Source organism: Pseudomonas sp. MC6 (assembly GCF_054790575.1).
The window spans coordinates 5740855-5762037 of record NZ_CP186504.1 but is presented as its reverse complement, the minus strand read 5'-3'; the positions used below and the strand labels follow the sequence as shown (position 1 = coordinate 5762037).

Genomic DNA, 21183 nt, shown 5'->3' with positions numbered 1-21183 from the left:
TCTAGCCCTTACTTGGAGTAGAGCTCGACAATCAGGCTTTCGTTGATGTCGGCGGACAGATCACTGCGAGCAGGAACGTTCTTGAAAACGCCCGACTTCTTCTCAGTGTCTACTTCTACCCATTCTACGCGGCCACGTTGGGCACACAGATCGAGAGCTTGGACAATGCGAAGTTGGTTTTTTGCTTTCTCGCGAACTGCAACCACGTCACCAGCACGAACCTGATACGACGGAACGTTTACGGTCTGACCGTTAACGCTGATCGACTTGTGCGATACCAGTTGACGGGATTCGGCACGAGTCGAACCAAAGCCCATACGATATACAACGTTGTCCAGACGGCATTCGAGCAGTTGCAGCAGGTTTTCACCGGTTGCACCTTTCTTGCCAGCAGCTTCTTTGTAGTAGCCGCTGAACTGACGCTCGAGAACGCCGTAGATACGACGGACCTTCTGCTTTTCACGCAGTTGGGTGCCGTAGTCGGACTGGCGACCGCGGCGTTGGCCGTGGATACCAGGTGCTGCTTCAATGTTGCACTTCGATTCGATCGCGCGCACGCCGCTCTTCAGGAAGAGATCGGTGCCTTCGCGACGAGCGAGTTTGCATTTTGGACCAATGTAACGAGCCATTCTTTACAATCTCCTGGATTACACGCGGCGCTTCTTCGGCGGACGGCACCCGTTGTGCGGGATTGGCGTCACGTCGGTGATGCTGGCGATCTTGTAGCCACAGCCGTTCAAAGCGCGGACTGCGGATTCACGACCTGGACCTGGACCTTTGACGTTGACGTCGAGGTTTTTCAGGCCATATTCCAGCGCAGCTTGACCAGCACGTTCAGCAGCTACTTGAGCAGCAAACGGGGTGGACTTGCGGGAACCGCGGAAACCCGAACCACCAGAGGTAGCCCAAGAAAGCGCGTTACCTTGACGGTCGGTGATGGTCACGATTGTGTTGTTAAAAGAAGCATGGATGTGGGCGATGCCATCAACCACTGTCTTTTTAACTTTTTTACGAGGACGAGCAGCAGGTTTTGCCATGATTAATTTCCTGTCGATTCGCGTGGGCGATTACTTGCGGATCGGCTTACGCGGACCTTTACGGGTACGCGCGTTAGTCTTGGTACGCTGACCGCGTACTGGAAGACCACGACGATGACGCAGACCACGGTAGCAACCGAGGTCCATCAAACGCTTGATTTTCATGTTGATTTCGCGACGCAGGTCACCTTCAGTGGTGAACTTCGCCACTTCGCCACGCAATTGCTCAATCTGCTCGTCGCTCAGATCTTTGATCTTTGCGGCTGGGTTTACCCCAGTCTCTGCGCAAATTTTCTGCGCAGTAGTGCGACCGACACCATAGATGTAGGTCAGCGAGATAACAGTGTGCTTGTTATCTGGAATGTTAACGCCTGCAATACGGGCCATTCAGTGGGACTCCAATTGACAGCTACCTACGCCCCGGAAGCCAAGAAATAGGGCGCGAGATAATATCGCTGTAATAACAAATAATCAACCCGGCAGCGCACTAGCTGCCGGGCTTCAAGCGGATCACACTCAGCCTTGGCGCTGTTTGTGACGCGGTTCCGCGCTGCAAATTACTCGAACAACACCTTCGCGGCGAATAATCTTGCAGTTACGGCACAGCTTTTTCACCGATGCACGAACTTTCATCACCAACTCCTCGAACCTTATGGGTACTCAGCGCAACATGCCGCTGCCGTAACCCTTCAGGTTGGCTTTCTTCATCAGGGATTCGTACTGGTGCGAAACGAGGTGCGATTGTACTTGGGACATGAAGTCCATCACAACCACGACCACGATCAGCAACGAGGTCCCGCCAAGGTAGAACGGAACGTTTGCTGCAACCACCAGGAACTGGGGCAACAGGCACACGGCCGTCATGTAAAGAGCACCGAACATGGTCAAGCGAGTCAGAACGCCATCAATGTAGCGCGCAGACTGCTCACCTGGACGGATGCCCGGAATAAAGGCACCGGACTTCTTCAGGTTTTCCGCTACGTCTTTCGGATTGAACATCAACGCCGTATAGAAGAAGCAGAAGAAAATAATCCCTGCACTAAACAGCAGAATATTCAACGGCTGACCAGGAGCGATCGACTGCGAGATGTCCTGCAACCAGCCCATACCTTCAGACTGACCAAACCAGGCACCCAGCGAAGCCGGGAACAGCAAAATGCTGCTCGCGAAAATAGCCGGAATAACACCAGCCATGTTCACTTTCAGCGGCAAGTGGCTTGTCTGCGCAGCAAAAACCTTGCGGCCCTGCTGACGCTTGGCGTAGTGAACAGCGATACGACGCTGACCACGCTCAATGAACACCACAAAACCGATAATCGCTACTGCCAGCAAACCGATGGCAACCAGGGCGAAGATGTTGATATCACCCTGACGCGCAGACTCGAAAGACTGCCCGATTGCTCTCGGAAGACCGGCGACGATACCCGAAAAAATCAACATCGAGATACCGTTACCTACACCACGCTCAGTAATCTGCTCACCTAGCCACATCATGAACATCGCACCAGCCACAAAAGTGGATACCGCGACGAAATGGAAGCCAAAGTCACCAGTGAACGCAACGCCCTGCCCCGCCAGACCAATGGACATGCCAATAGCCTGAACAAGAGCGAGGACGACGGTGCCGTAGCGGGTGTACTGGCTGATCTTGCGACGGCCAGCTTCACCTTCCTTCTTCAACTGCTCCAGCTGCGGGCTGACGGCGGTCATCAGTTGCATGATGATCGAAGCCGAAATGTACGGCATGATCCCCAGTGCAAAGATGCTCATCCGTTCCAGCGCGCCGCCGGAGAACATGTTGAACAAGCTAAGAATGGTCCCCTCATTCTGTCGAAACAGGTCTGCGAGTCGGTCCGGGTTGATACCTGGAACCGGGATGTGTGCGCCTATTCGGTAGACGATAATCGCCAGGAACAGAAAACGCAGACGAGCCCAGAGTTCAGACATACCGCCTTTGCCGAGCGCAGAGAGAGCACCTTGCTTAGCCATTTATTCCTCGAACTTGCCGCCAGCTGCTTCGATAGCCGCACGCGCACCTTTGGTGGCGCCGATTCCCTTGCCGATAGTGACAGCGCGAGTCACTTCACCGGACAGCATGATTTTCACACGCTGTACGTTGACGTTGATCACGTTGGCATCTTTCAGGGACTGCACGGTGACGATGTCGCCTTCCACTTTAGCCAGCTCGGACAAACGCACTTCTGCGCGATCCATGGCTTTCAGGGAAACGAAACCGAACTTCGGCAGGCGACGATGCAGCGGCTGTTGACCGCCTTCAAAGCCTGGAGCGATGGTGCCACCGGAGCGGGAGGTCTGACCTTTGTGGCCACGGCCACCAGTCTTACCCAAACCGCTACCGATACCACGGCCCGGACGATGCTTTTCACGACGGGAACCCGGCGCTGGACTCAGATCATTGAGTTTCATCGATTAACCCTCGACACGCAGCATGTAGTAAGCCTTGTTGATCATCCCGCGATTCTCGGGAGTATCCTGGACTTCTACAGTGTGACCGATGCGACGCAGACCCAGACCCTTAACGCACAGTTTGTGGTTAGGGATGCGGCCGGTCATGCTTTTGATCAGCGTTACTTTTACGGTAGCCATGATCAGAAGATCTCCTTGACGCTTTTGCCACGCTTGGCGGCAATGGATTCAGGAGACTGCATAGCCTTCAAACCTTTGAAAGTGGCGTGAACCACGTTTACCGGGTTAGTCGAGCCGTAGCACTTGGCCAGAACGTTCTGAACGCCAGCAACTTCGAGGACAGCACGCATAGCGCCGCCAGCGATGATACCGGTACCTTCAGAAGCAGGCTGCATGTACACCTTCGAAGCGCCGTGAGCGGACTTCATTGCGTACTGCAGAGTGGTGCCGTTCAGATCAACTTGGATCATGTTGCGGCGAGCAGCTTCCATTGCCTTCTGGATCGCAGCAGGCACTTCACGCGACTTGCCACGGCCGAAGCCAACACGCCCTTTACCATCACCAACCACGGTCAACGCAGTGAAAGTGAAGATACGGCCGCCTTTAACGGTTTTGGCTACGCGGTTAACTTGAACCAGCTTCTCAATGTAGCCTTCGTCGCGCTTTTGGTCGTTATTTGACATAACTTAGAACTCCAGCCCAGCTTCACGAGCAGCATCAGCCAGCGCTTTAACGCGGCCGTGGTACTTGAAGCCAGAGCGGTCGAAAGCCACTTGCGAGACGCCAGCGGCCTTAGCACGCGTAGCGACCAGCTGGCCAACCTTTGTGGCCGCGTCGATGTTGCCAGTGGCGCCATCACGCAGTTCTTTATCCAAAGTCGAGGCGCTTGCCAGGACTTTGTTGCCGTCGGCCGAGATGACCTGGGCGTAGATGTGCTGCGACGAGCGGAACACGCAGAGACGCACGACTTCGAGTTCGTGCATTTTCAGGCGTGCTTTGCGAGCGCGACGCAGTCGAGTAACTTTTTTGTCGGTCATTTGCTATGCCCTACTTCTTCTTGGCTTCTTTACGACGGACGACTTCGTCCGCGTAGCGCACACCTTTGCCTTTGTACGGCTCTGGTGGACGGAAGTCGCGGATCTCAGCGGCCACTTGACCTACCAGCTGCTTATCGATGCCCTTGATCAGGATATCGGTCTGGCTAGGAGTCTCAGCGGTGATGCCTTCCGGCAGTTCGTAATCCACTGGGTGCGAGAAGCCAAGGGCCAGGTTCAGAACCGTGCCTTTTGCTTGCGCCTTGTAACCAACACCGACCAGCTGGAGCTTGCGCTCGAAGCCTTGGCTTACGCCTTGGACCATGTTGTTTACCAACGCACGCGTGGTACCGGCCATTGCGCGAGTTTGTTGATCGCCATTGCGAGCAGCGAAACGCAGCTCACCAGCTTCTTCAACGATCTCAACGGACGAATGGATGTTCAGTTCAAGAGTGCCCTTGGCACCCTTCACCGAAAGCTGTTGGCCTGCGAATTTTACTTCGACACCGGCTGGCAGCTTAACGGGGTTCTTAGCGACGCGAGACATGCTTATCCCCCCTTAGAACACAGTGCAAAGAACTTCGCCGCCGACACCGGCAGCGCGCGCAGCACGATCCGTCATCACACCTTTGTTGGTGGAGACGATAGACACGCCAAGACCGCCACGAACTTTCGGCAGATCTTCAACGGACTTGTACTGACGCAGGCCTGGACGACTAACGCGCTTCACTTCTTCGATAACCGGACGGCCTTCGAAGTACTTCAGCTCGATGGACAACGACGGCTTAGCGTCGGTGGTGATCTGAAAATCCGCGATGTAACCTTCGTCCTTCAGGACTTTTGCTACAGCCACCTTCAGCGTGGAAGACGGCATGCTTACGACAGACTTTTCAGCCATCTGGGCATTACGGATTCGAGTTAGCATGTCCGCTAACGGGTCCTGCATACTCATGGGCTAGACGCTCCTAATACAGAAAAATTAGCCTTACGGCTACTACTTGTCGCCGAGAACTTCCGGGTATGAAAAACACGGGCTCAGGCGAGCCGGTCATTCTAGACACACCCCAGAAATGAATCAAGCCCCAAAAGGGGCTTGATTCAGATTCAAGGCCACCGATGGTCAGGTTCTTGCGAACCCGAACATCGAGACTTTGACAGCAATTACCAGCTGGCTTTAACCAGACCTGGTACGTCACCACGCATTGCAGCTTCACGCAGCTTGTTACGGCCAAGGCCGAACTTGCGGTAAACGCCGTGCGGACGACCAGTCAGGCGGCAACGGTTACGCATGCGCGCAGCGCTTGCGTCACGTGGTTGCTTCTGCAGTGCTACGGTAGCTTCCCAACGCGCTTCTGGACTTGCGTTCAGATCGACGATGATAGCTTTCAGCGCTGCACGCTTGGTGGCGTACTTGGCAACAGTGAGCTGACGCTTCAGCTCACGGTTTTTCATGCTCTTCTTGGCCATTTTCCTACTCCAATCAGTTGCGGAACGGGAATTTGAAAGCACGCAGCAGAGCGCGGCCTTCATCATCGTTCTTGGCAGTGGTGGTCAGGGTAATGTCCAGACCGCGGAGAGCATCGATCTTGTCGTAGTCGATTTCCGGGAAAATGATCTGCTCTTTCACGCCCATGCTGTAGTTACCACGACCATCGAAGGACTTGGCATTCAGGCCGCGGAAGTCGCGAACCCGAGGCAGGGAGATCGACAGCAGACGATCCAGGAACTCATACATACGCTCACGGCGCAGAGTCACCTTGACGCCGATCGGCCATCCTTCACGGACTTTAAAGCCAGCGATGGATTTACGAGCGTAGGTCACAACGACTTTTTGGCCGGTGATCTTTTCCAGGTCAGCAACAGCATGCTCGATGACTTTCTTGTCACCAACAGCTTCGCCCAGACCCATGTTCAGGGTGATCTTTGTAACGCGTGGAACTTCCATCACGTTCGAAAGCTTAAGTTCTTCCTTAAGCTTCGGTGCGATTTCCTTCCAGTAAATCTCTTTTAGTCGTGCCATGGTCTTCTACCTAGCAGTGTTCAAGCATCAACCGCTTTTTGGGTCGACTTGAAGACACGAATTTTCTTGCCGTCTTCTACTTTGAAACCAACGCGGTCAGCCTTGTTGGTTTCGCCGTTGAAAATGGCGACGTTAGAAGCGTCCAGTGGAGCTTCTTTTTCGACGATACCGCCTTGTACGCCCGACATCGGGTTAGGCTTGGTATGACGCTTGACCAGGTTCAGACCACCAATAACCAGACGGTTATTAGCAAGAACCTTAAGCACCTTACCGCGCTTACCTTTGTCTTTGCCGGCGATCACGATGATCTCGTCGTCACGACGAATCTTTTGCATGTCGGATCTCCTTACAGCACTTCTGGGGCGAGCGAGACGATCTTCATGAACTTCTCAGTACGAAGTTCACGGGTCACTGGCCCAAAGATACGGGTGCCGATCGGCTCTTGCTTGTTGTTCAGAAGAACAGCAGCGTTGCCATCAAAGCGGATAATGGAGCCATCAGCACGACGTACGCCGTGACGAGTGCGGACTACAACAGCAGTCATCACTTGGCCTTTTTTCACTTTACCGCGAGGAATTGCTTCCTTCACGGTAACTTTGATGATGTCACCGATACCAGCGTAACGACGATGGGAGCCACCCAGCACCTTGATGCACATAACGCGGCGAGCGCCGCTGTTATCGGCCACATCGAGCATGGATTGAGTCTGAATCATATAATTTCTCCGACCCCTAGTCCTTAGACTTCCACAGCGCGTTCGAGAACATCAACCAGCGCCCAAGACTTGGTCTTGGCCAAAGGACGAGTTTCACGAATAGTGACTTTGTCGCCGATGTGGCACTGATTGGTTTCGTCGTGCGCGTGCAGCTTAGTCGAACGCTTAACGTATTTACCGTAGATCGGGTGCTTAACGCGACGCTCGATCAGTACGGTGATGGTTTTGTCCATCTTGTCGCTGACAACACGGCCAGTCAGCGTACGGACAGTTTTTTCGGCTTCAGCCATGATTACTTACCTGCCTGCTGGTTGAGCACAGTCTTCACGCGAGCGATGTCACGCTTAACTTGCGAGAGCAGATGAGACTGCCCCAACTGGCCAGTTGCTTTCTGCATACGCAGATTGAACTGGTCGCGCAGCAAGCCGAGCAGTTGCTCGTTCAGCTGCTGTGCGGATTTTTCACGAAGTTCATTCGCTTTCATCACATCACCGTCCGTTTAACAAAGGCGGTGGCGAGCGGCAGCTTTGCAGCAGCCAGGGCAAAAGCCTCACGCGCCAGCTCTTCAGAAACACCCTCGATTTCATACAGGACTTTGCCTGGCTGAATCTGGGCAACCCAGTACTCCACACTACCCTTACCTTTACCCATCCGAACTTCGAGTGGCTTCTTGGAAATAGGCTTGTCCGGGAATACACGGATCCAGATCTTGCCGCCACGTTTAACGTGACGGGTCAGAGCACGGCGCGCTGACTCGATCTGACGAGCGGTGAGACGACCACGAGCTACAGACTTCAGCGCGAACTCGCCGAAGCTGACTTTGCTACCGCGCTGAGCCAGACCACGGTTGTGGCCTGTCATCTGCTTGCGGAACTTCGTACGCTTAGGTTGCAACATTTGGCGTACCCCTTACTTAGCAGCTTTTTTACGAGGCGCTGGTGCTTGTGGTTTCAGCTCTTCTTGGCGACCACCAATTACTTCGCCTTTGAAGATCCAAACCTTTACACCGATCACACCGTAAGTGGTGTGAGCTTCGTAGTTGGCATAGTCGATGTCGGCACGCAGGGTGTGCAATGGCACACGACCTTCGCGATACCATTCAGTACGTGCGATTTCAGCACCGCCGAGACGACCGCTCACTTGGATTTTGATGCCTTTGGCACCAATGCGCATGGCGTTCTGAACGGCGCGCTTCATAGCGCGACGGAACATTACACGACGCTCCAGCTGCTGAGCTACGCTCTGCGCAACCAGCATACCGTCGAGCTCCGGCTTGCGGATCTCTTCGATATTGATGTGCACAGGCACACCCATTTGCTTGGTCAGGTCCTGACGCAGTTTCTCAACATCTTCACCTTTCTTCCCGATAACGATACCCGGACGAGCGGTGTGGATGGTGATACGTGCAGTTTGGGCCGGACGATGGATATCGATACGGCTTACGGACGCGCTTTTTAGTTTGTCTTGGAGATACTCACGCACTTTCAGATCTGCGAACAAATAGTCCGCATAAGTCCGACCGTCTGCGTACCAGACGGAGGTGTGCTCCTTGACGATTCCCAGGCGAATGCCAATGGGATGTACTTTCTGACCCATCTCTTCGACTCCGTTACTTGTCAGCAACCTTGACAGTGATATGGCAAGACCGCTTGACGATGCGATCAGCACGGCCTTTGGCACGTGGCATGATGCGCTTCAGCGAACGCCCTTCGTTGACGAAAACGGTGCTGACTTTAAGGTCATCAACGTCTGCGCCTTCGTTATGCTCGGCGTTGGCTACGGCCGACTCCAGCACTTTCTTCATGATCTCGGCGGCTTTCTTACTGCTGAAAGCCAACAAGTTGAGCGCTTCGCCCACCTTCTTCCCGCGGATCTGGTCGGCGACCAAGCGGGCTTTCTGGGCGGAGATTCGAGCGCCCGACAACTTAGCGGCTACTTCCATTTCCTAACCCCTTAACGCTTGGCTTTCTTGTCAGCCACGTGCCCACGATATGTGCGGGTACCGGCGAACTCGCCCAGTTTATGGCCGACCATGTCTTCGTTCACGAGAACTGGGACGTGCTGACGACCGTTATGTACGGCGATGGTCAGACCGACCATCTGTGGCAGGATCATCGAACGACGCGACCAAGTCTTAATTGGTTTGCGATCGTTCTTTTCCGCCGCCACTTCGATCTTCTTCAGTAGGTGAAGATCAATAAAAGGACCTTTTTTCAGAGAACGTGGCACTGTCGTATCCCTCTATTTACTTGCGACGACGGACGATCATTTTGTCGGTACGCTTATTACCACGAGTCTTCGCGCCCTTAGTCGGGAAGCCCCATGGCGATACCGGATGACGACCACCAGAGGTACGACCTTCACCACCACCATGCGGGTGGTCAACCGGGTTCATGGCAACACCACGAACGGTTGGGCGAACGCCACGCCAGCGTTTGGCACCAGCTTTACCCAGCGAACGCAGGCTGTGCTCGGAGTTCGAGACTTCGCCCAGGGTCGCACGGCATTCAGCCAGGACTTTACGCATTTCACCGGAACGCAGACGCAGGGTAACGTACACGCCTTCACGAGCGATCAGCTGAGCCGAAGCACCAGCGGAACGAGCGATCTGTGCGCCTTTACCTGGCTTCAGTTCGATGCCGTGTACGGTAGAACCGACTGGAATGTTGCGCAGTTGCAGAGCGTTGCCTGGCTTGATTGGAGCCAGAGCGCCCGCGATCAGCTGGTCACCAGCACTCACGCCTTTAGGGGCGATGATGTAGCGGCGCTCGCCGTCTGCGTAGCAGAGCAGTGCGATGTGAGCAGTACGGTTTGGATCGTATTCGATACGCTCGACAGTGGCGACGATGCCATCTTTGTCGTTGCGACGGAAATCGACCATACGATAATGCTGCTTATGACCACCACCGATGTGACGCGTGGTAATACGGCCATTGTTGTTACGACCACCAGTCTTCGATTTTTTCTCGAGCAGCGGTGCGTGAGGAGCGCCTTTATGCAGCTCCTGGTTGACCACCTTGACCACAAAACGGCGGCCAGGGGAAGTCGGTTTGCATTTAACGATTGCCATGATGCACCCCTTCCTTACTCAGCACTGCTGCTGAAATCGAGATCTTGGCCTGGCTGAAGGGAGATAACTGCCTTCTTCCAGTCATTACGCTTGCCCAGACCGCGAGCAGTGCGCTTGCTCTTACCCAGAACGTTCAGGGTAGTGACGCGCTCTACTTTCACGCTGAACAGGCTTTCGACGGCCTTCTTGATTTCCAGCTTGGTTGCATCAGTAGCAACCTTGAAAACGAACTGGCCTTTCTTGTCTGCCAGAACCGTAGCCTTCTCGGAAACGTGCGGGCCAAGCAGAACTTTAAATACGCGTTCCTGGTTCATCCCAGCAGCTCCTCGAATTTCTTCACGGCCGACACGGTGATCAACACCTTGTCGTATGCGATCAGACTAACTGGATCGGAACCTTGAACGTCACGCACATCTACGTGCGGCAGGTTACGAGCAGCCAGGTACAGGTTCTGATCAACAGCGTCCGACACGATCAAAACGTCGGTCAGGCTCATGTTGTTCAGTTTGCCCAGCAGGTCTTTGGTTTTCGGCGTTTCAACAGCGAAATCCTGAACCACGACCAGACGATCAGTACGCACCAGCTCAGCAAGGATGGAACGCATTGCTGCGCGATACATCTTCTTGTTCAGCTTCTGGGAGTGATCCTGTGGACGAGCTGCGAAAGTGGTACCGCCGCCACGCCAGATTGGGCTACGGATAGTACCGGCACGAGCACGGCCAGTACCTTTCTGACGCCATGGGCGCTTGCCGCCACCACGAACGTCGGAACGGGTCTTTTGCTGCTTGGTACCTTGACGGCCGCCGGCCATGTAGGCCACGACTGCTTGGTGAACCAGCGTCTCATTGAACTCGCCGCCAAACGTCAGTTCGGAAACTTCGATCGCTTGAGCGTCATTTACATTTAATTGCATGTCAGCTTCCCCTTAACCGCGAGCCTTGGCTGCTGGACGTACAACCAGGTTGCCGCCAGTAGCGCCAGGAACAGCACCCTTGACCAACAACAGATTGCGTTCAGCGTCCACGCGCACTACTTCCAGGGACTGCACGGTCACGCGCTCAGCGCCCATATGACCGGACATTTTTTTGCCCTTGAATACACGACCAGGAGTCTGGCACTGGCCGATAGAGCCTGGGACGCGGTGGGATACGGAGTTACCGTGGGTGTTATCTTGCCCGCGGAAATTCCAACGCTTGATCGTACCCTGGAAGCCTTTACCCTTGGACTGACCGGTTACATCAACCAGCTGACCAGCGGCGAAGATTTCAGCGTTGATCAGATCGCCAGCCTGGTACTCGCCTTCTTCAAGACGGAATTCCATGGTAGTGCGACCAGCGGCAACGTTCGCCTTGGCGAAGTGGCCAGCCTGAGCTGCTGTTACACGCGAAGCGCGACGCTCGCCGACAGTGACTTGCACTGCACGATAGCCATCGGTCTCTTCAGTTTTGAACTGGGTGACGCGATTCGGTTCGATCTCAATGACCGTGACCGGAATGGAGACACCTTCTTCGGTGAAAATACGGGTCATACCGCATTTACGACCGACTACACCAATAGTCATGTTGTAAACCTCATGAGTGTACGGGGCTTTCACCCGCTATGGCCGCCCATTTCAGAGCGTTACACGACTAAGACCGAGTCTTAGCCGAGGCTGATCTGCACTTCCACACCGGCCGCAAGATCAAGCTTCATAAGTGCATCAACGGTTTTATCCGTTGGCTGGACGATGTCCAGAACGCGCTTATGAGTGCGGATTTCGTACTGGTCGCGCGCGTCTTTGTTGACGTGCGGAGAAACCAGAACGGTGAACCGCTCTTTACGGGTAGGCAGTGGAATTGGACCACGCACTTGAGCACCAGTACGTTTCGCGGTTTCCACGATTTCCTGGGTTGATTGGTCGATCAGGCGATGGTCAAAAGCCTTCAACCTGATACGGATTTGCTGATTTTGCATTGGATTTCAGACTCCGGCTGCTATTCCCACCGAGCGCAATACGCCCGTTAAAAGGAGGCGCAATTCTATAGACGCCCCAGATAGGTGTCAACCCAATAAAAAAGCCCCCGCTGAGCGGGGGCTTTCACATCATCAAGCAATCTCTATAAAAGAGAATTACGCGATGATTTTGGCTACGACGCCAGCGCCGACGGTACGACCGCCTTCACGGATAGCGAAACGCAGGCCATCTTCCATTGCGATGGTTTTGATCAGGGTAACAGTCATCTGAATGTTGTCACCTGGCATTACCATTTCAACGCCTTCTGGCAGCTCGCAGTTACCAGTCACGTCAGTAGTACGGAAGTAGAACTGTGGACGGTAGCCTTTGAAGAACGGAGTGTGACGACCGCCTTCTTCCTTGCTCAGAACATAAACTTCTGCGGTAAAAGTGGTGTGCGGCTTAACCGAACCCGGCTTAACCAGAACCTGACCACGCTCAACGTCGTCACGCTTGGTACCACGCAGCAGAACGCCGCAGTTCTCGCCAGCACGACCTTCGTCGAGCAGCTTGCGGAACATTTCAACACCGGTGCAAGTAGTAACGGTGGTGTCACGCAGACCAACGATTTCCAGCGGATCTTGAACGCGAACAATACCGCGCTCGATACGACCAGTCACAACAGTACCGCGACCAGAGATCGAGAATACGTCTTCGATTGGCATCAGGAACGGCTTGTCAGTCACGCGAACTGGTTCTGGGATGTAGCTGTCCAGAGTTTCAACCAGTTTCTTGACGGCAGTGGTGCCCATCTCGTTGTCGTCTTTGCCTTCCAGAGCCATACGAGCCGAACCGATGATGATTGGAGTGTCATCGCCCGGGAAGTCGTAGGTGGACAGCAGGTCGCGAACTTCCATCTCAACCAGTTCCAGCAGCTCAGCGTCGTCTACCAGGTCAGCCTTGTTCAGGAAAACCACGATGTACGGAACGCCAACCTGACGGGACAGCAGGATGTGCTCACGGGTTTGTGGCATCGGACCATCAGCGGCCGAGCAAACCAGAATAGCGCCGTCCATTTGAGCAGCACCGGTGATCATGTTCTTCACATAGTCAGCGTGACCTGGGCAGTCAACGTGAGCGTAGTGACGGATCTTCGAGTTGTACTCAACGTGTGCGGTGTTGATGGTGATACCGCGAGCTTTCTCTTCCGGTGCGCTGTCGATCTTGTCGAAGTCAACGATTGCGGAACCGAAAACTTCGGAGCAAACGCGAGTCAGAGCAGCAGTCAGAGTGGTTTTACCGTGGTCAACGTGACCAATGGTGCCAACGTTGACGTGCGGTAGGGAACGATCAAATTTTTCTTTAGCCACGACAATTAACTCCTAGCCTAAAGGGGCTGAATCAGCCTTGTTTTTTGGTTACGGATTCGACGATGTGCGACGGAGCCGTATCGTATTTTTTGAATTCCATAGAGTAGCTTGCGCGACCCTGGGACATGGAACGAACGTCGGTCGCATAACCGAACATCTCACCCAGTGGAACCTCGGCACGGATAACCTTGCCGGACACTGTGTCTTCCATACCCTGGATCATGCCGCGACGACGGTTAAGGTCGCCCATCACATCACCCATATAGTCTTCAGGCGTAACAACCTCTACAGCCATGATCGGCTCAAGCAACTCACCACCGCCCTTCTGGGCCAGTTGCTTGGTCGCCATGGAGGCAGCCACTTTAAACGCCATCTCGTTGGAGTCGACGTCGTGGTAAGAACCATCGAACACGGTAGCCTTCAGGCCGATCAGCGGATAGCCGGCAACAACGCCGTTCTTCATCTGCTCTTCGATACCCTTCTGGATAGCCGGGATGTATTCCTTAGGAACCACACCACCTACAACTTCGTTCACGAATTGCAGACCTTCCTGACCTTCGTCAGCGGGAGCAAAACGGATCCAGCAGTGACCGAACTGACCACGACCGCCGGATTGACGAACGAACTTGCCTTCGATTTCACAGTTCTTCGTGATGCGCTCACGATAGGAAACCTGAGGCTTGCCGATGTTGGCTTCGACGTTGAACTCACGGCGCATCCGGTCAACCAGGATGTCCAGGTGCAGTTCGCCCATGCCGGAGATGATCGTTTGACCAGTCTCTTCATCAGTTTTAACGCGGAAAGACGGGTCTTCCTGAGCAAGTTTGCCCAGAGCGATACCCATTTTTTCCTGGTCATCCTTGGTCTTAGGCTCTACGGCAACCGAAATAACCGGCTCCGGGAAGTCCATGCGAACCAGGATGATTGGCTTGTCAGCGTTGCAGAGGGTTTCACCAGTGGTGACGTCCTTCATGCCGATCAGGGCCGCGATGTCACCAGCGCGCACTTCCTTGATCTCTTCACGGGCGTTTGCGTGCATTTGCACCATACGACCCACGCGCTCTTTTTTGCCTTTAACCGAGTTGATCACGCCGTCGCCGGAGTTCAACACGCCCGAGTAAACGCGGACGAAGGTCAAGGTACCCACGAATGGGTCGGTAGCGATCTTGAACGCCAGAGCCGAGAACGGCTCCGCATCGTCTGCATGACGCTCCAGCTCGATTTCCTCGTTATCCGGGTCAGTACCCTTGATAGCAGGAATGTCGGTTGGCGCAGGCAGGAAGTCGATAACGGCGTCGAGAACCAGGGGAACACCCTTGTTCTTGAACGAAGAACCGCAAACAGCCAGTACGATTTCGCCGGCGATAGTACGCTGACGCAAAGCAGCTTTGATCTCTACGATCGACAGCTCTTCGCCTTCCAGGTACTTGTTCATCAGCTCTTCGTTGGCTTCAGCAGCAGCTTCAACCATGTTGTTGCGCCACTCTTCAGCCAGCTCTTGCAGCTCAGCAGGGATGTCCTTGCGAACAGGGACCATACCTTTGTCAGAGTCGTTCCAGTAGACAGCTTGCATGTTGATCAGATCGATCTGACCCTGGAAGTTGTCTTCTGAACCGATGGCCAACTGGATTGGCACCGGAGTGTGACCCAGACGCTGCTTGATCTGACCGATCACGCGCAGGAAGTTGGCGCCGGCACGGTCCATCTTGTTCACGTAAACAAGACGTGGAACGCCGTACTTGTTGGCTTGACGCCATACGGTTTCCGACTGAGGCTCAACACCCGAAGTACCGCAGAATACAACGACAGCGCCGTCGAGTACGCGCAGGGAGCGTTCAACTTCAATAGTGAAGTCAACGTGGCCCGGAGTATCGATTACGTTGAAGCGATGCTCGTCTTTGTACTGCTTCTCGGAACCTTTCCAGAAGGCGGTAATAGCAGCAGAAGTAATGGTAATACCACGCTCCTGCTCCTGAACCATCCAGTCTGTGGTCGCGGCGCCGTCATGCACCTCGCCCATTTTGTGACTTTTGCCGGTGTAAAAAAGGACGCGCTCGGTGGTGGTGGTTTTACCAGCATCCACGTGAGCGACGATACCGATGTTACGGTAGCGGCTAATCGGAGTAGTACGAGCCATAAAGCCCTCGCAAAATTAGTGAAGCTAAAATTAGAAGCGGTAGTGCGAGAAAGCTTTGTTAGCTTCAGCCATACGGTGCACGTCTTCACGCTTCTTAACAGCAGCACCTTTACCTTCAGCAGCATCCAGCAGTTCGCCAGCCAAACGCAGAGCCATAGACTTCTCGCCACGCTTACGGGCGAAGTCTACCAACCAGCGCATTGCCAGAGCGTTACGACGGGAAGGACGAACCTCGACCGGAACCTGGTAAGTAGCACCACCAACGCGGCGCGACTTCACTTCGACCAGCGGAGCGATGGCGTCGAGTGCTTTTTCGAAGAGTTCCAGGGGATCGGTGCCAGCCTTACGGGTCGCAACGGTTTCCAGGGCACCATAAACGATACGCTCGGCAACGGCTTTCTTGCCGCTTTCCATAACGTGGTTCATGAATTTGGCGAGGATCTGGCTTCCGTATTTCGGATCGTCCAGAATCTCACGCTTTGCTGCTACGCGACGTCTTGGCATGATAAGCCCTCAAGCGGTCTTCAGGTTAGCTCGGGACAGATCCAATGGATGCGTGCCCGACCTTACTCTTATCGACTCAATAAAATGAAAATCTGCAAAACGGCCGATTACTTCGGACGCTTGGTACCGTACTTCGAACGACCCTGGTTACGACCTTTAACGCCGGAAGTATCCAAAGAACCGCGAACGGTGTGGTAACGAACACCTGGCAAGTCTTTTACACGACCGCCGCGGATCAATACCACGCTGTGCTCTTGCAGGTTGTGACCTTCACCACCGATGTACGAGGAAACCTCGAAACCGTTGGTCAGGCGCACACGGCATACTTTACGCAGTGCCGAGTTAGGTTTTTTCGGCGTGGTGGTGTACACACGGGTGCACACGCCACGACGTTGCGGGCAGTTCTGCAGCGCAGGTACGTCGGATTTCTCGACGATACGCTTACGCGGCTGACGTACCAGCTGGTTGATAGTTGCCATCTACTAGCTCCACTGTTGTCTTGCGACGCTATTGTCTTGCAAGAAAAGCAAAATGGCAGGAACGAATTCCCGCCAAATTTAGGGGATCAAGAGTCTAAAGAGGATCTTGCCCCCAGTCAAGGCAAGGCCCCGACCTCCCCGCCCCTCGAACCTCGACAAATTGTCTCGATTCGATGAACGGAGCGACCAGGGCCTTACGCTCATTTATCGCAGAACTCAGTTACCGCTCGAGTTCAGCGCTTCGGTCAGTGCAGCTTCCACTTCACTGGCGCTTACGCGCAACGGCTTGTCTGCTTCACGACGACGCTTGCGCTCGCTGTGATATGCCAGGCCGGTACCTGCCGGGATCAGACGACCCACGACAACGTTTTCTTTCAGGTCGCGCAGGTAGTCGCGCTTGCCGGTGACTGCCGCTTCGGTCAGTACACGGGTGGTTTCCTGGAAGGAAGCCGCCGAGATGAACGATTCGGTGGACAACGACGCCTTGGTGATACCCAGCAGAACGCGAGTGTACTTGGAGACGAACTTGTCTTCGCCACCCAGACGCTCGTTCTCTACCAGTACGTGGGTCAATTCCATCTGGTCGCCCTTGATGAAACTGGAATCGCCGGATTCAGCGATTTCAACTTTACGCAGCATCTGACGCAGGATGGTCTCGATGTGCTTGTCGTTGATCTTCACGCCTTGCAGACGGTAAACGTCCTGGATCTCGTTGACGATGTACTTGGCCAGCGCGCTCACACCCAGCAGACGCAGGATGTCGTGCGGATCGCTTGGGCCGTCGGAGATTACTTCGCCGCGGTTTACCTGTTCGCCTTCGAACACGTTCAGATGACGCCACTTCGGAATCAGCTCTTCATACGGATCGCTACCGTCGTTCGGGGTAATAACCAGACGGCGCTTGCCTTTGGTCTCTTTACCGAACGCGATGGTGCCGCTGACTTCAGCCAGAATCGACGCTTCTTTCGGACGACGCGCTTCGAACAAGTCGGCAACACGCGGCAGACCACCGGTGATGTCGCGGGTCTTCGACGTTTCTTGCGGGATACGAGCGATAACGTCACCGATCGCGATTTTCGCACCATCCGCTACACCGACCAGGGCGTTGGCTGGCAGGAAGTACTGAGCGATAACGTCAGTGCCTGGCAGCAACAGATCCTTGCCGTTGTCGTCGACCATCTTCACTGCTGGACGGATTTCTTTGCCCGCAGCTGGACGATCTTTCGCGTCAAGTACTTCAATGTTGGTCATACCGGTCAATTCGTCAGTCTGACGCTTGATCGTGATGCCTTCTTCCATGCCCACGTAGGTCACGGTACCTTTCATTTCGGTAACAATCGGGTGGGTGTGCGGATCCCACTTGGCCACGATTGCGCCAGCGTCGACCTTGTCACCTTCTTTAACCGAAATCACAGCACCGTACGGCAGCTTGTAACGCTCGCGCTCACGACCGAAGTCATCAGCGATGGCCAGCTCACCGGAACGGGACACAGCAACCAGGTGACCGTCCACTCGCTCCACGTGCTTCAAATTGTGCAGACGAACGGTACCGCCATTCTTCACCTGAACGCTGTCCGCAGCGGAAGTACGGCTTGCCGCACCACCGATGTGGAACGTACGCATCGTCAGCTGAGTACCCGGCTCACCGATGGACTGGGCAGCGATAACGCCGACCGCTTCACCGATGTTCACTTGGTGACCACGAGCCAGATCACGGCCGTAGCACTTGGCGCAAATGCCATAGCGGGTTTCGCAGCTGATCGGCGAACGCACGATCACTTCGTCGATGCTGTTCAGCTCGATGAATTCAACCCACTTCTCGTCTACCAGAGTACCGGCCGGAACGATAACGTCCTCGGTGCCTGGCTTGAATACGTCACGGGCAATAACACGACCCAATACGCGCTCACCCAACGGCTCTACAACGTCACCGCCTTCAATGTGCGGAGTCATCAGCAGACCGTGTTCGGTGCCGCAATCGATCTCGGTTACAACCAGATCCTGCGCAACGTCTACCAGACGACGAGTCAGGTAACCGGAGTTCGCAGTTTTCAACGCGGTATCCGCCAGACCTTTACGAGCACCGTGAGTCGAGATGAAGTACTGAAGTACGCTCAAACCTTCACGGAAGTTCGCAGTAATCGGCGTTTCAATGATGGAACCGTCTGGCTTGGCCATCAGACCACGCATACCGGCCAGCTGACGAATCTGTGCTGCGGAACCCCGCGCACCCGAGTCAGCCATCATGTACATCGAGTTGAAGGACTCTTGGTCGACTTCGACGCCATGACGGTCGATGACTTTCTCTTTCGAGAGATTGGCCATCATCGCCTTGGAGACTTCGTCGTTCGCTTTCGACCAAAGGTCGATCACTTTGTTGTACTTCTCGCCCTGGGTTACCAGGCCGGAGGCGTACTGGCTCTCGATCTCTTTCACTTCGTCGGTGGCAGCACCGATGATGCGGGCTTTTTCATCCGGGATAACGAAGTCGTTAACACCGATGGAAACGCCGGAGATGGTCGAGTAAGCGAAACCGGTGTACATCAACTGGTCAGCGAAGATCACGGTCTCTTTCAAACCAACCACGCGGTAGCACTGGTTGATCAGCTTGGAGATCGCCTTTTTCTTCATCGGCAGGTTGACGACGTCGTACGACAGACCTTTTGGCACAACCTGGAACAGCAGCGCACGGCCGACAGTGGTGTCGACGATACGGGTACCGCTCACGCTGTTGCCGTCACGGTCGTTGACGGTTTCGTTGATACGAACCTTGACCTTGGCGTGCAGTGCGGCTTCGCCGGCACGGAACACACGGTCAACTTCCTGCAGATCCGCGAACACACGACCTTCGCCTTTGGCGTTGATCGCTTCACGAGTCATGTAGTACAGACCCAATACAACGTCCTGCGACGGAACGATGATTGGCTCACCGTTGGCTGGCGACAGAATGTTGTTGGTCGACATCATCAACGCACGCGCTTCGAGCTGGGCTTCCAGCGTCAGCGGTACGTGCACGGCCATTTGGTCGCCGTCGAAGTCGGCGTTGTACGCGGCGCAGACCAGAGGGTGCAGCTGGATAGCCTTACCTTCGATCAGTACCGGTTCAAACGCCTGGATACCCAGACGGTGAAGGGTCGGTGCACGGTTGAGGAGAACCGGGTGTTCGCGAATCACTTCAGCGAGAACGTCCCAAACCTCTGGCAGTTCGCGCTCGACCATTTTCTTGGCCGCTTTGATGGTGGTCGCGAGACCACGCATCTCGAGCTTGCCGAAAATGAACGGTTTGAACAGCTCGAGAGCCATCTTCTTCGGCAGACCGCACTGATGCAGACGCAGAGTCGGGCCTACGGTAATTACCGAACGACCGGAGTAGTCAACACGCTTACCGAGCAAGTTCTGACGGAAACGACCTTGCTTACCCTTGATCATGTCAGCCAGGGATTTCAGAGGACGCTTGTTCGAACCGGTGATAGCGCGGCCACGACGGCCGTTGTCGAGCAGTGCATCGACAGCTTCCTGCAACATACGTTTTTCGTTGCGCACGATGATGTCCGGAGCGGACAGGTCCAGCAGGCGCTTCAAACGGTTGTTACGGTTGATCACTCGACGATACAGATCGTTGAGGTCGGAAGTCGCGAAACGACCGCCGTCCAGTGGGACCAGTGGACGCAGATCTGGCGGCAGAACCGGCAGAACGGTCAGCACCATCCACTCTGGCAGGTTGCCGGAACCCTGGAAGGCCTCCATCAACTTCAGACGCTTGGACAGCTTCTTGATCTTGGTTTCGGAGTTGGTTTGCGGAATTTCTTCACGCAGACGGCCAATCTCGTGTTCCAGGTCGATAGCGTGCAGCAGTTCACGGACAGCTTCAGCACCCATACGGGCGTCGAAGTCGTCACCAAACTCTTCCAGCGCTTCGAAGTACTGCTCGTCGTTCAGCAGCTGACCTTTTTCAAGGGTGGTCATGCCTGGATCGATAACGACATAGCTCTCGAAGTAGAGAACGCGTTCGATATCACGCAGGGTCATGTCCATCAGCAAGCCGATACGGGACGGCAGCGATTTCAGGAACCAGATGTGGGCAACCGGCGAAGCCAGTTCGATGTGTGCCATGCGCTCACGACGAACCTTGGCCAGTGCAACTTCAACGCCGCACTTCTCGCAGATCACACCACGGTGCTTCAAGCGCTTGTACTTACCGCACAGGCACTCGTAATCCTTTACCGGGCCAAAGATCTTGGCGCAGAACAGACCGTCACGCTCAGGTTTGAACGTACGGTAGTTGATGGTTTCCGGCTTTTTAACTTCACCGAACGACCATGAGCGGATCATCTCAGGCGAGTCCAATCCGATACGGATGGCGTCGAACTCTTCGACTTGACCCTGGTTTTTCAGCAAATTCAGTAGGTCTTTCAAGGCCTTTCCTCCTGGCGGAGCAGAGAGCGGGCAATCCTGCC

31 protein-coding genes are annotated in these 21183 nt (G+C 54.7%); all 31 read right to left on the bottom strand.

Going from position 1 to position 21183, the window contains the following annotated elements:
• Positions 1–8 precede the first annotated feature (8 nt).
• Entirely contained in the window at positions 9–629 is a 621-nt protein-coding gene (rpsD, locus tag ACOYXE_RS25870) for a 30S ribosomal protein S4 (RefSeq protein ID WP_003176404.1), read from the bottom strand.
• An 18-nt stretch (positions 630–647) separates the two neighbouring features.
• The gene (gene rpsK, locus ACOYXE_RS25865; protein ID WP_002555466.1) at positions 648–1037 is read right to left on the bottom strand and encodes a 30S ribosomal protein S11; all 390 of its coding nucleotides are present in this window, start codon (positions 1035–1037) and stop codon (positions 648–650) included.
• A 30-nt stretch (positions 1038–1067) separates the two neighbouring features.
• The gene (rpsM, locus tag ACOYXE_RS25860) at positions 1068–1424 is read right to left on the bottom strand and encodes a 30S ribosomal protein S13 (protein ID WP_009045849.1); all 357 of its coding nucleotides are present in this window, start codon (positions 1422–1424) and stop codon (positions 1068–1070) included.
• Between the two features lie 129 nt (positions 1425–1553).
• Entirely contained in the window at positions 1554–1670 is a 117-nt protein-coding gene (gene rpmJ / locus ACOYXE_RS25855; protein WP_002555468.1) for a 50S ribosomal protein L36, read from the bottom strand.
• A gap of 27 nt (positions 1671–1697) precedes the next feature.
• Positions 1698–3026 (bottom strand): preprotein translocase subunit SecY, encoded by a 1329-nt coding sequence (secY, locus tag ACOYXE_RS25850; protein ID WP_003228718.1) that lies wholly within the window; start codon positions 3024–3026, stop codon positions 1698–1700.
• Positions 3027–3464: a 50S ribosomal protein L15 gene (rplO, locus tag ACOYXE_RS25845; protein WP_003228720.1), complete on the bottom strand. Its 438-nt coding sequence runs from the start codon at positions 3462–3464 to the stop codon at positions 3027–3029.
• Positions 3465–3467: 3 nt separating this feature from the next.
• Entirely contained in the window at positions 3468–3644 is a 177-nt protein-coding gene (gene rpmD, locus ACOYXE_RS25840) for a 50S ribosomal protein L30 (RefSeq protein ID WP_003176408.1), read from the bottom strand.
• A gap of 2 nt (positions 3645–3646) precedes the next feature.
• Complete coding sequence (gene rpsE, locus ACOYXE_RS25835; RefSeq protein ID WP_003186035.1) at positions 3647–4147, bottom strand: 30S ribosomal protein S5; 501 nt, start codon at positions 4145–4147, stop codon at positions 3647–3649.
• A gap of 3 nt (positions 4148–4150) precedes the next feature.
• Positions 4151–4501 (bottom strand): 50S ribosomal protein L18, encoded by a 351-nt coding sequence (gene rplR, locus ACOYXE_RS25830; RefSeq protein WP_003186037.1) that lies wholly within the window; start codon positions 4499–4501, stop codon positions 4151–4153.
• A 10-nt stretch (positions 4502–4511) separates the two neighbouring features.
• A complete protein-coding gene (rplF, locus tag ACOYXE_RS25825) occupies positions 4512–5045 on the bottom strand; it encodes a 50S ribosomal protein L6 (protein ID WP_003176412.1) in 534 nt (177 codons plus the stop codon).
• Between the two features lie 12 nt (positions 5046–5057).
• A complete protein-coding gene (gene rpsH, locus ACOYXE_RS25820; RefSeq protein ID WP_007918458.1) occupies positions 5058–5450 on the bottom strand; it encodes a 30S ribosomal protein S8 in 393 nt (130 codons plus the stop codon).
• A gap of 209 nt (positions 5451–5659) precedes the next feature.
• Positions 5660–5965, bottom strand: coding sequence for a 30S ribosomal protein S14 (rpsN, locus tag ACOYXE_RS25815; RefSeq protein WP_007918460.1), 306 nt, complete (start codon positions 5963–5965; stop codon positions 5660–5662).
• A gap of 13 nt (positions 5966–5978) precedes the next feature.
• Positions 5979–6518 carry a 50S ribosomal protein L5 gene (gene rplE / locus ACOYXE_RS25810; protein ID WP_003176415.1) on the bottom strand — a complete coding sequence of 180 codons (540 nt, stop codon included), beginning with the start codon at positions 6516–6518 and terminating at the stop codon, positions 5979–5981.
• Positions 6519–6538: 20 nt separating this feature from the next.
• Complete coding sequence (gene rplX, locus ACOYXE_RS25805; RefSeq protein WP_003176416.1) at positions 6539–6853, bottom strand: 50S ribosomal protein L24; 315 nt, start codon at positions 6851–6853, stop codon at positions 6539–6541.
• Between the two features lie 11 nt (positions 6854–6864).
• Positions 6865–7233, bottom strand: coding sequence for a 50S ribosomal protein L14 (gene rplN / locus ACOYXE_RS25800; protein ID WP_002555479.1), 369 nt, complete (start codon positions 7231–7233; stop codon positions 6865–6867).
• 23 nt (positions 7234–7256) lie between these two features.
• Entirely contained in the window at positions 7257–7523 is a 267-nt protein-coding gene (rpsQ, locus tag ACOYXE_RS25795; RefSeq protein ID WP_003176419.1) for a 30S ribosomal protein S17, read from the bottom strand.
• 2 nt (positions 7524–7525) lie between these two features.
• Positions 7526–7717 (bottom strand): 50S ribosomal protein L29, encoded by a 192-nt coding sequence (rpmC, locus tag ACOYXE_RS25790; RefSeq protein WP_002555481.1) that lies wholly within the window; start codon positions 7715–7717, stop codon positions 7526–7528.
• Entirely contained in the window at positions 7717–8130 is a 414-nt protein-coding gene (gene rplP, locus ACOYXE_RS25785) for a 50S ribosomal protein L16 (protein ID WP_007896757.1), read from the bottom strand. The genes rpmC and rplP overlap by 1 nt, the downstream gene beginning before the upstream one ends.
• Before the next feature lie 12 nt (positions 8131–8142).
• Positions 8143–8829, bottom strand: a complete 687-nt coding sequence (rpsC, locus tag ACOYXE_RS25780; protein WP_003176422.1) for a 30S ribosomal protein S3 — start codon at positions 8827–8829, stop codon at positions 8143–8145.
• Positions 8830–8842: 13 nt separating this feature from the next.
• Positions 8843–9175 (bottom strand): 50S ribosomal protein L22, encoded by a 333-nt coding sequence (gene rplV, locus ACOYXE_RS25775; RefSeq protein WP_003103908.1) that lies wholly within the window; start codon positions 9173–9175, stop codon positions 8843–8845.
• Positions 9176–9186: 11 nt separating this feature from the next.
• Positions 9187–9462, bottom strand: a complete 276-nt coding sequence (rpsS, locus tag ACOYXE_RS25770; protein ID WP_003228731.1) for a 30S ribosomal protein S19 — start codon at positions 9460–9462, stop codon at positions 9187–9189.
• Between the two features lie 16 nt (positions 9463–9478).
• Positions 9479–10303 (bottom strand): 50S ribosomal protein L2, encoded by an 825-nt coding sequence (gene rplB / locus ACOYXE_RS25765; protein WP_003228734.1) that lies wholly within the window; start codon positions 10301–10303, stop codon positions 9479–9481.
• Between the two features lie 14 nt (positions 10304–10317).
• Complete coding sequence (rplW, locus tag ACOYXE_RS25760) at positions 10318–10617, bottom strand: 50S ribosomal protein L23 (protein ID WP_002555488.1); 300 nt, start codon at positions 10615–10617, stop codon at positions 10318–10320.
• On the bottom strand, positions 10614–11216 hold the full coding sequence (gene rplD, locus ACOYXE_RS25755; protein ID WP_007918468.1) for a 50S ribosomal protein L4: 603 nt from the start codon (positions 11214–11216) through the stop codon (positions 10614–10616). Before rplD ends, rplW begins: the two co-directional genes overlap by 4 nt.
• Positions 11217–11228: 12 nt before the next feature.
• Complete coding sequence (gene rplC, locus ACOYXE_RS25750) at positions 11229–11864, bottom strand: 50S ribosomal protein L3 (RefSeq protein ID WP_003228738.1); 636 nt, start codon at positions 11862–11864, stop codon at positions 11229–11231.
• 80 nt (positions 11865–11944) lie between these two features.
• Complete coding sequence (gene rpsJ, locus ACOYXE_RS25745; protein WP_003186070.1) at positions 11945–12256, bottom strand: 30S ribosomal protein S10; 312 nt, start codon at positions 12254–12256, stop codon at positions 11945–11947.
• Between the two features lie 156 nt (positions 12257–12412).
• Entirely contained in the window at positions 12413–13606 is a 1194-nt protein-coding gene (tuf, locus tag ACOYXE_RS25740; RefSeq protein ID WP_007918472.1) for an elongation factor Tu, read from the bottom strand.
• A 31-nt stretch (positions 13607–13637) separates the two neighbouring features.
• Positions 13638–15743 (bottom strand): elongation factor G, encoded by a 2106-nt coding sequence (gene fusA / locus ACOYXE_RS25735; RefSeq protein ID WP_007950179.1) that lies wholly within the window; start codon positions 15741–15743, stop codon positions 13638–13640.
• Positions 15744–15773: 30 nt separating this feature from the next.
• A complete protein-coding gene (gene rpsG, locus ACOYXE_RS25730) occupies positions 15774–16247 on the bottom strand; it encodes a 30S ribosomal protein S7 (RefSeq protein ID WP_007916467.1) in 474 nt (157 codons plus the stop codon).
• Between the two features lie 107 nt (positions 16248–16354).
• On the bottom strand, positions 16355–16726 hold the full coding sequence (gene rpsL / locus ACOYXE_RS25725) for a 30S ribosomal protein S12 (RefSeq protein WP_003186084.1): 372 nt from the start codon (positions 16724–16726) through the stop codon (positions 16355–16357).
• A gap of 216 nt (positions 16727–16942) precedes the next feature.
• Complete coding sequence (gene rpoC, locus ACOYXE_RS25720) at positions 16943–21142, bottom strand: DNA-directed RNA polymerase subunit beta' (protein ID WP_460926827.1); 4200 nt, start codon at positions 21140–21142, stop codon at positions 16943–16945.
• Positions 21143–21183 lie beyond the last annotated feature (41 nt).

Bases quoted from the DNA above. Each gene is read 5' to 3' on its own strand.
- rpsD (WP_003176404.1), bottom strand. From the start codon at position 629: ATGGCTCGTTACATTGGTCCAAAATGCAAACTCGCTCGTCGCGAAGGC.
- rpsK (WP_002555466.1), bottom strand. From the start codon at position 1,037: ATGGCAAAACCTGCTGCTCGTCCTCGTAAAAAAGTTAAAAAGACAGTG.
- rpsM (WP_009045849.1), bottom strand. From the start codon at position 1,424: ATGGCCCGTATTGCAGGCGTTAACATTCCAGATAACAAGCACACTGTT.
- rpmJ (WP_002555468.1), bottom strand. From the start codon at position 1,670: ATGAAAGTTCGTGCATCGGTGAAAAAGCTGTGCCGTAACTGCAAGATT.
- secY (WP_003228718.1), bottom strand. From the start codon at position 3,026: ATGGCTAAGCAAGGTGCTCTCTCTGCGCTCGGCAAAGGCGGTATGTCT.
- rplO (WP_003228720.1), bottom strand. From the start codon at position 3,464: ATGAAACTCAATGATCTGAGTCCAGCGCCGGGTTCCCGTCGTGAAAAG.
- rpmD (WP_003176408.1), bottom strand. From the start codon at position 3,644: ATGGCTACCGTAAAAGTAACGCTGATCAAAAGCATGACCGGCCGCATC.
- rpsE (WP_003186035.1), bottom strand. From the start codon at position 4,147: ATGTCAAATAACGACCAAAAGCGCGACGAAGGCTACATTGAGAAGCTG.
- rplR (WP_003186037.1), bottom strand. From the start codon at position 4,501: ATGACCGACAAAAAAGTTACTCGACTGCGTCGCGCTCGCAAAGCACGC.
- rplF (WP_003176412.1), bottom strand. From the start codon at position 5,045: ATGTCTCGCGTCGCTAAGAACCCCGTTAAGCTGCCAGCCGGTGTCGAA.
- rpsH (WP_007918458.1), bottom strand. From the start codon at position 5,450: ATGAGTATGCAGGACCCGTTAGCGGACATGCTAACTCGAATCCGTAAT.
- rpsN (WP_007918460.1), bottom strand. From the start codon at position 5,965: ATGGCCAAGAAGAGCATGAAAAACCGTGAGCTGAAGCGTCAGCTCACT.
- rplE (WP_003176415.1), bottom strand. From the start codon at position 6,518: ATGGCACGACTAAAAGAGATTTACTGGAAGGAAATCGCACCGAAGCTT.
- rplX (WP_003176416.1), bottom strand. From the start codon at position 6,853: ATGCAAAAGATTCGTCGTGACGACGAGATCATCGTGATCGCCGGCAAA.
- rplN (WP_002555479.1), bottom strand. From the start codon at position 7,233: ATGATTCAGACTCAATCCATGCTCGATGTGGCCGATAACAGCGGCGCT.
- rpsQ (WP_003176419.1), bottom strand. From the start codon at position 7,523: ATGGCTGAAGCCGAAAAAACTGTCCGTACGCTGACTGGCCGTGTTGTC.
- rpmC (WP_002555481.1), bottom strand. From the start codon at position 7,717: ATGAAAGCGAATGAACTTCGTGAAAAATCCGCACAGCAGCTGAACGAG.
- rplP (WP_007896757.1), bottom strand. From the start codon at position 8,130: ATGTTGCAACCTAAGCGTACGAAGTTCCGCAAGCAGATGACAGGCCAC.
- rpsC (WP_003176422.1), bottom strand. From the start codon at position 8,829: ATGGGTCAGAAAGTACATCCCATTGGCATTCGCCTGGGAATCGTCAAG.
- rplV (WP_003103908.1), bottom strand. From the start codon at position 9,175: ATGGAAGTAGCCGCTAAGTTGTCGGGCGCTCGAATCTCCGCCCAGAAA.
- rplB (WP_003228734.1), bottom strand. From the start codon at position 10,303: ATGGCAATCGTTAAATGCAAACCGACTTCCCCTGGCCGCCGTTTTGTG.
- rplW (WP_002555488.1), bottom strand. From the start codon at position 10,617: ATGAACCAGGAACGCGTATTTAAAGTTCTGCTTGGCCCGCACGTTTCC.
- rplD (WP_007918468.1), bottom strand. From the start codon at position 11,216: ATGCAATTAAATGTAAATGACGCTCAAGCGATCGAAGTTTCCGAACTG.
- rplC (WP_003228738.1), bottom strand. From the start codon at position 11,864: ATGACTATTGGTGTAGTCGGTCGTAAATGCGGTATGACCCGTATTTTC.
- rpsJ (WP_003186070.1), bottom strand. From the start codon at position 12,256: ATGCAAAATCAGCAAATCCGTATCAGGTTGAAGGCTTTTGACCATCGC.
- fusA (WP_007950179.1), bottom strand. From the start codon at position 15,743: ATGGCTCGTACTACTCCGATTAGCCGCTACCGTAACATCGGTATCGTC.
- rpsG (WP_007916467.1), bottom strand. From the start codon at position 16,247: ATGCCAAGACGTCGCGTAGCAGCAAAGCGTGAGATTCTGGACGATCCG.
- rpsL (WP_003186084.1), bottom strand. From the start codon at position 16,726: ATGGCAACTATCAACCAGCTGGTACGTCAGCCGCGTAAGCGTATCGTC.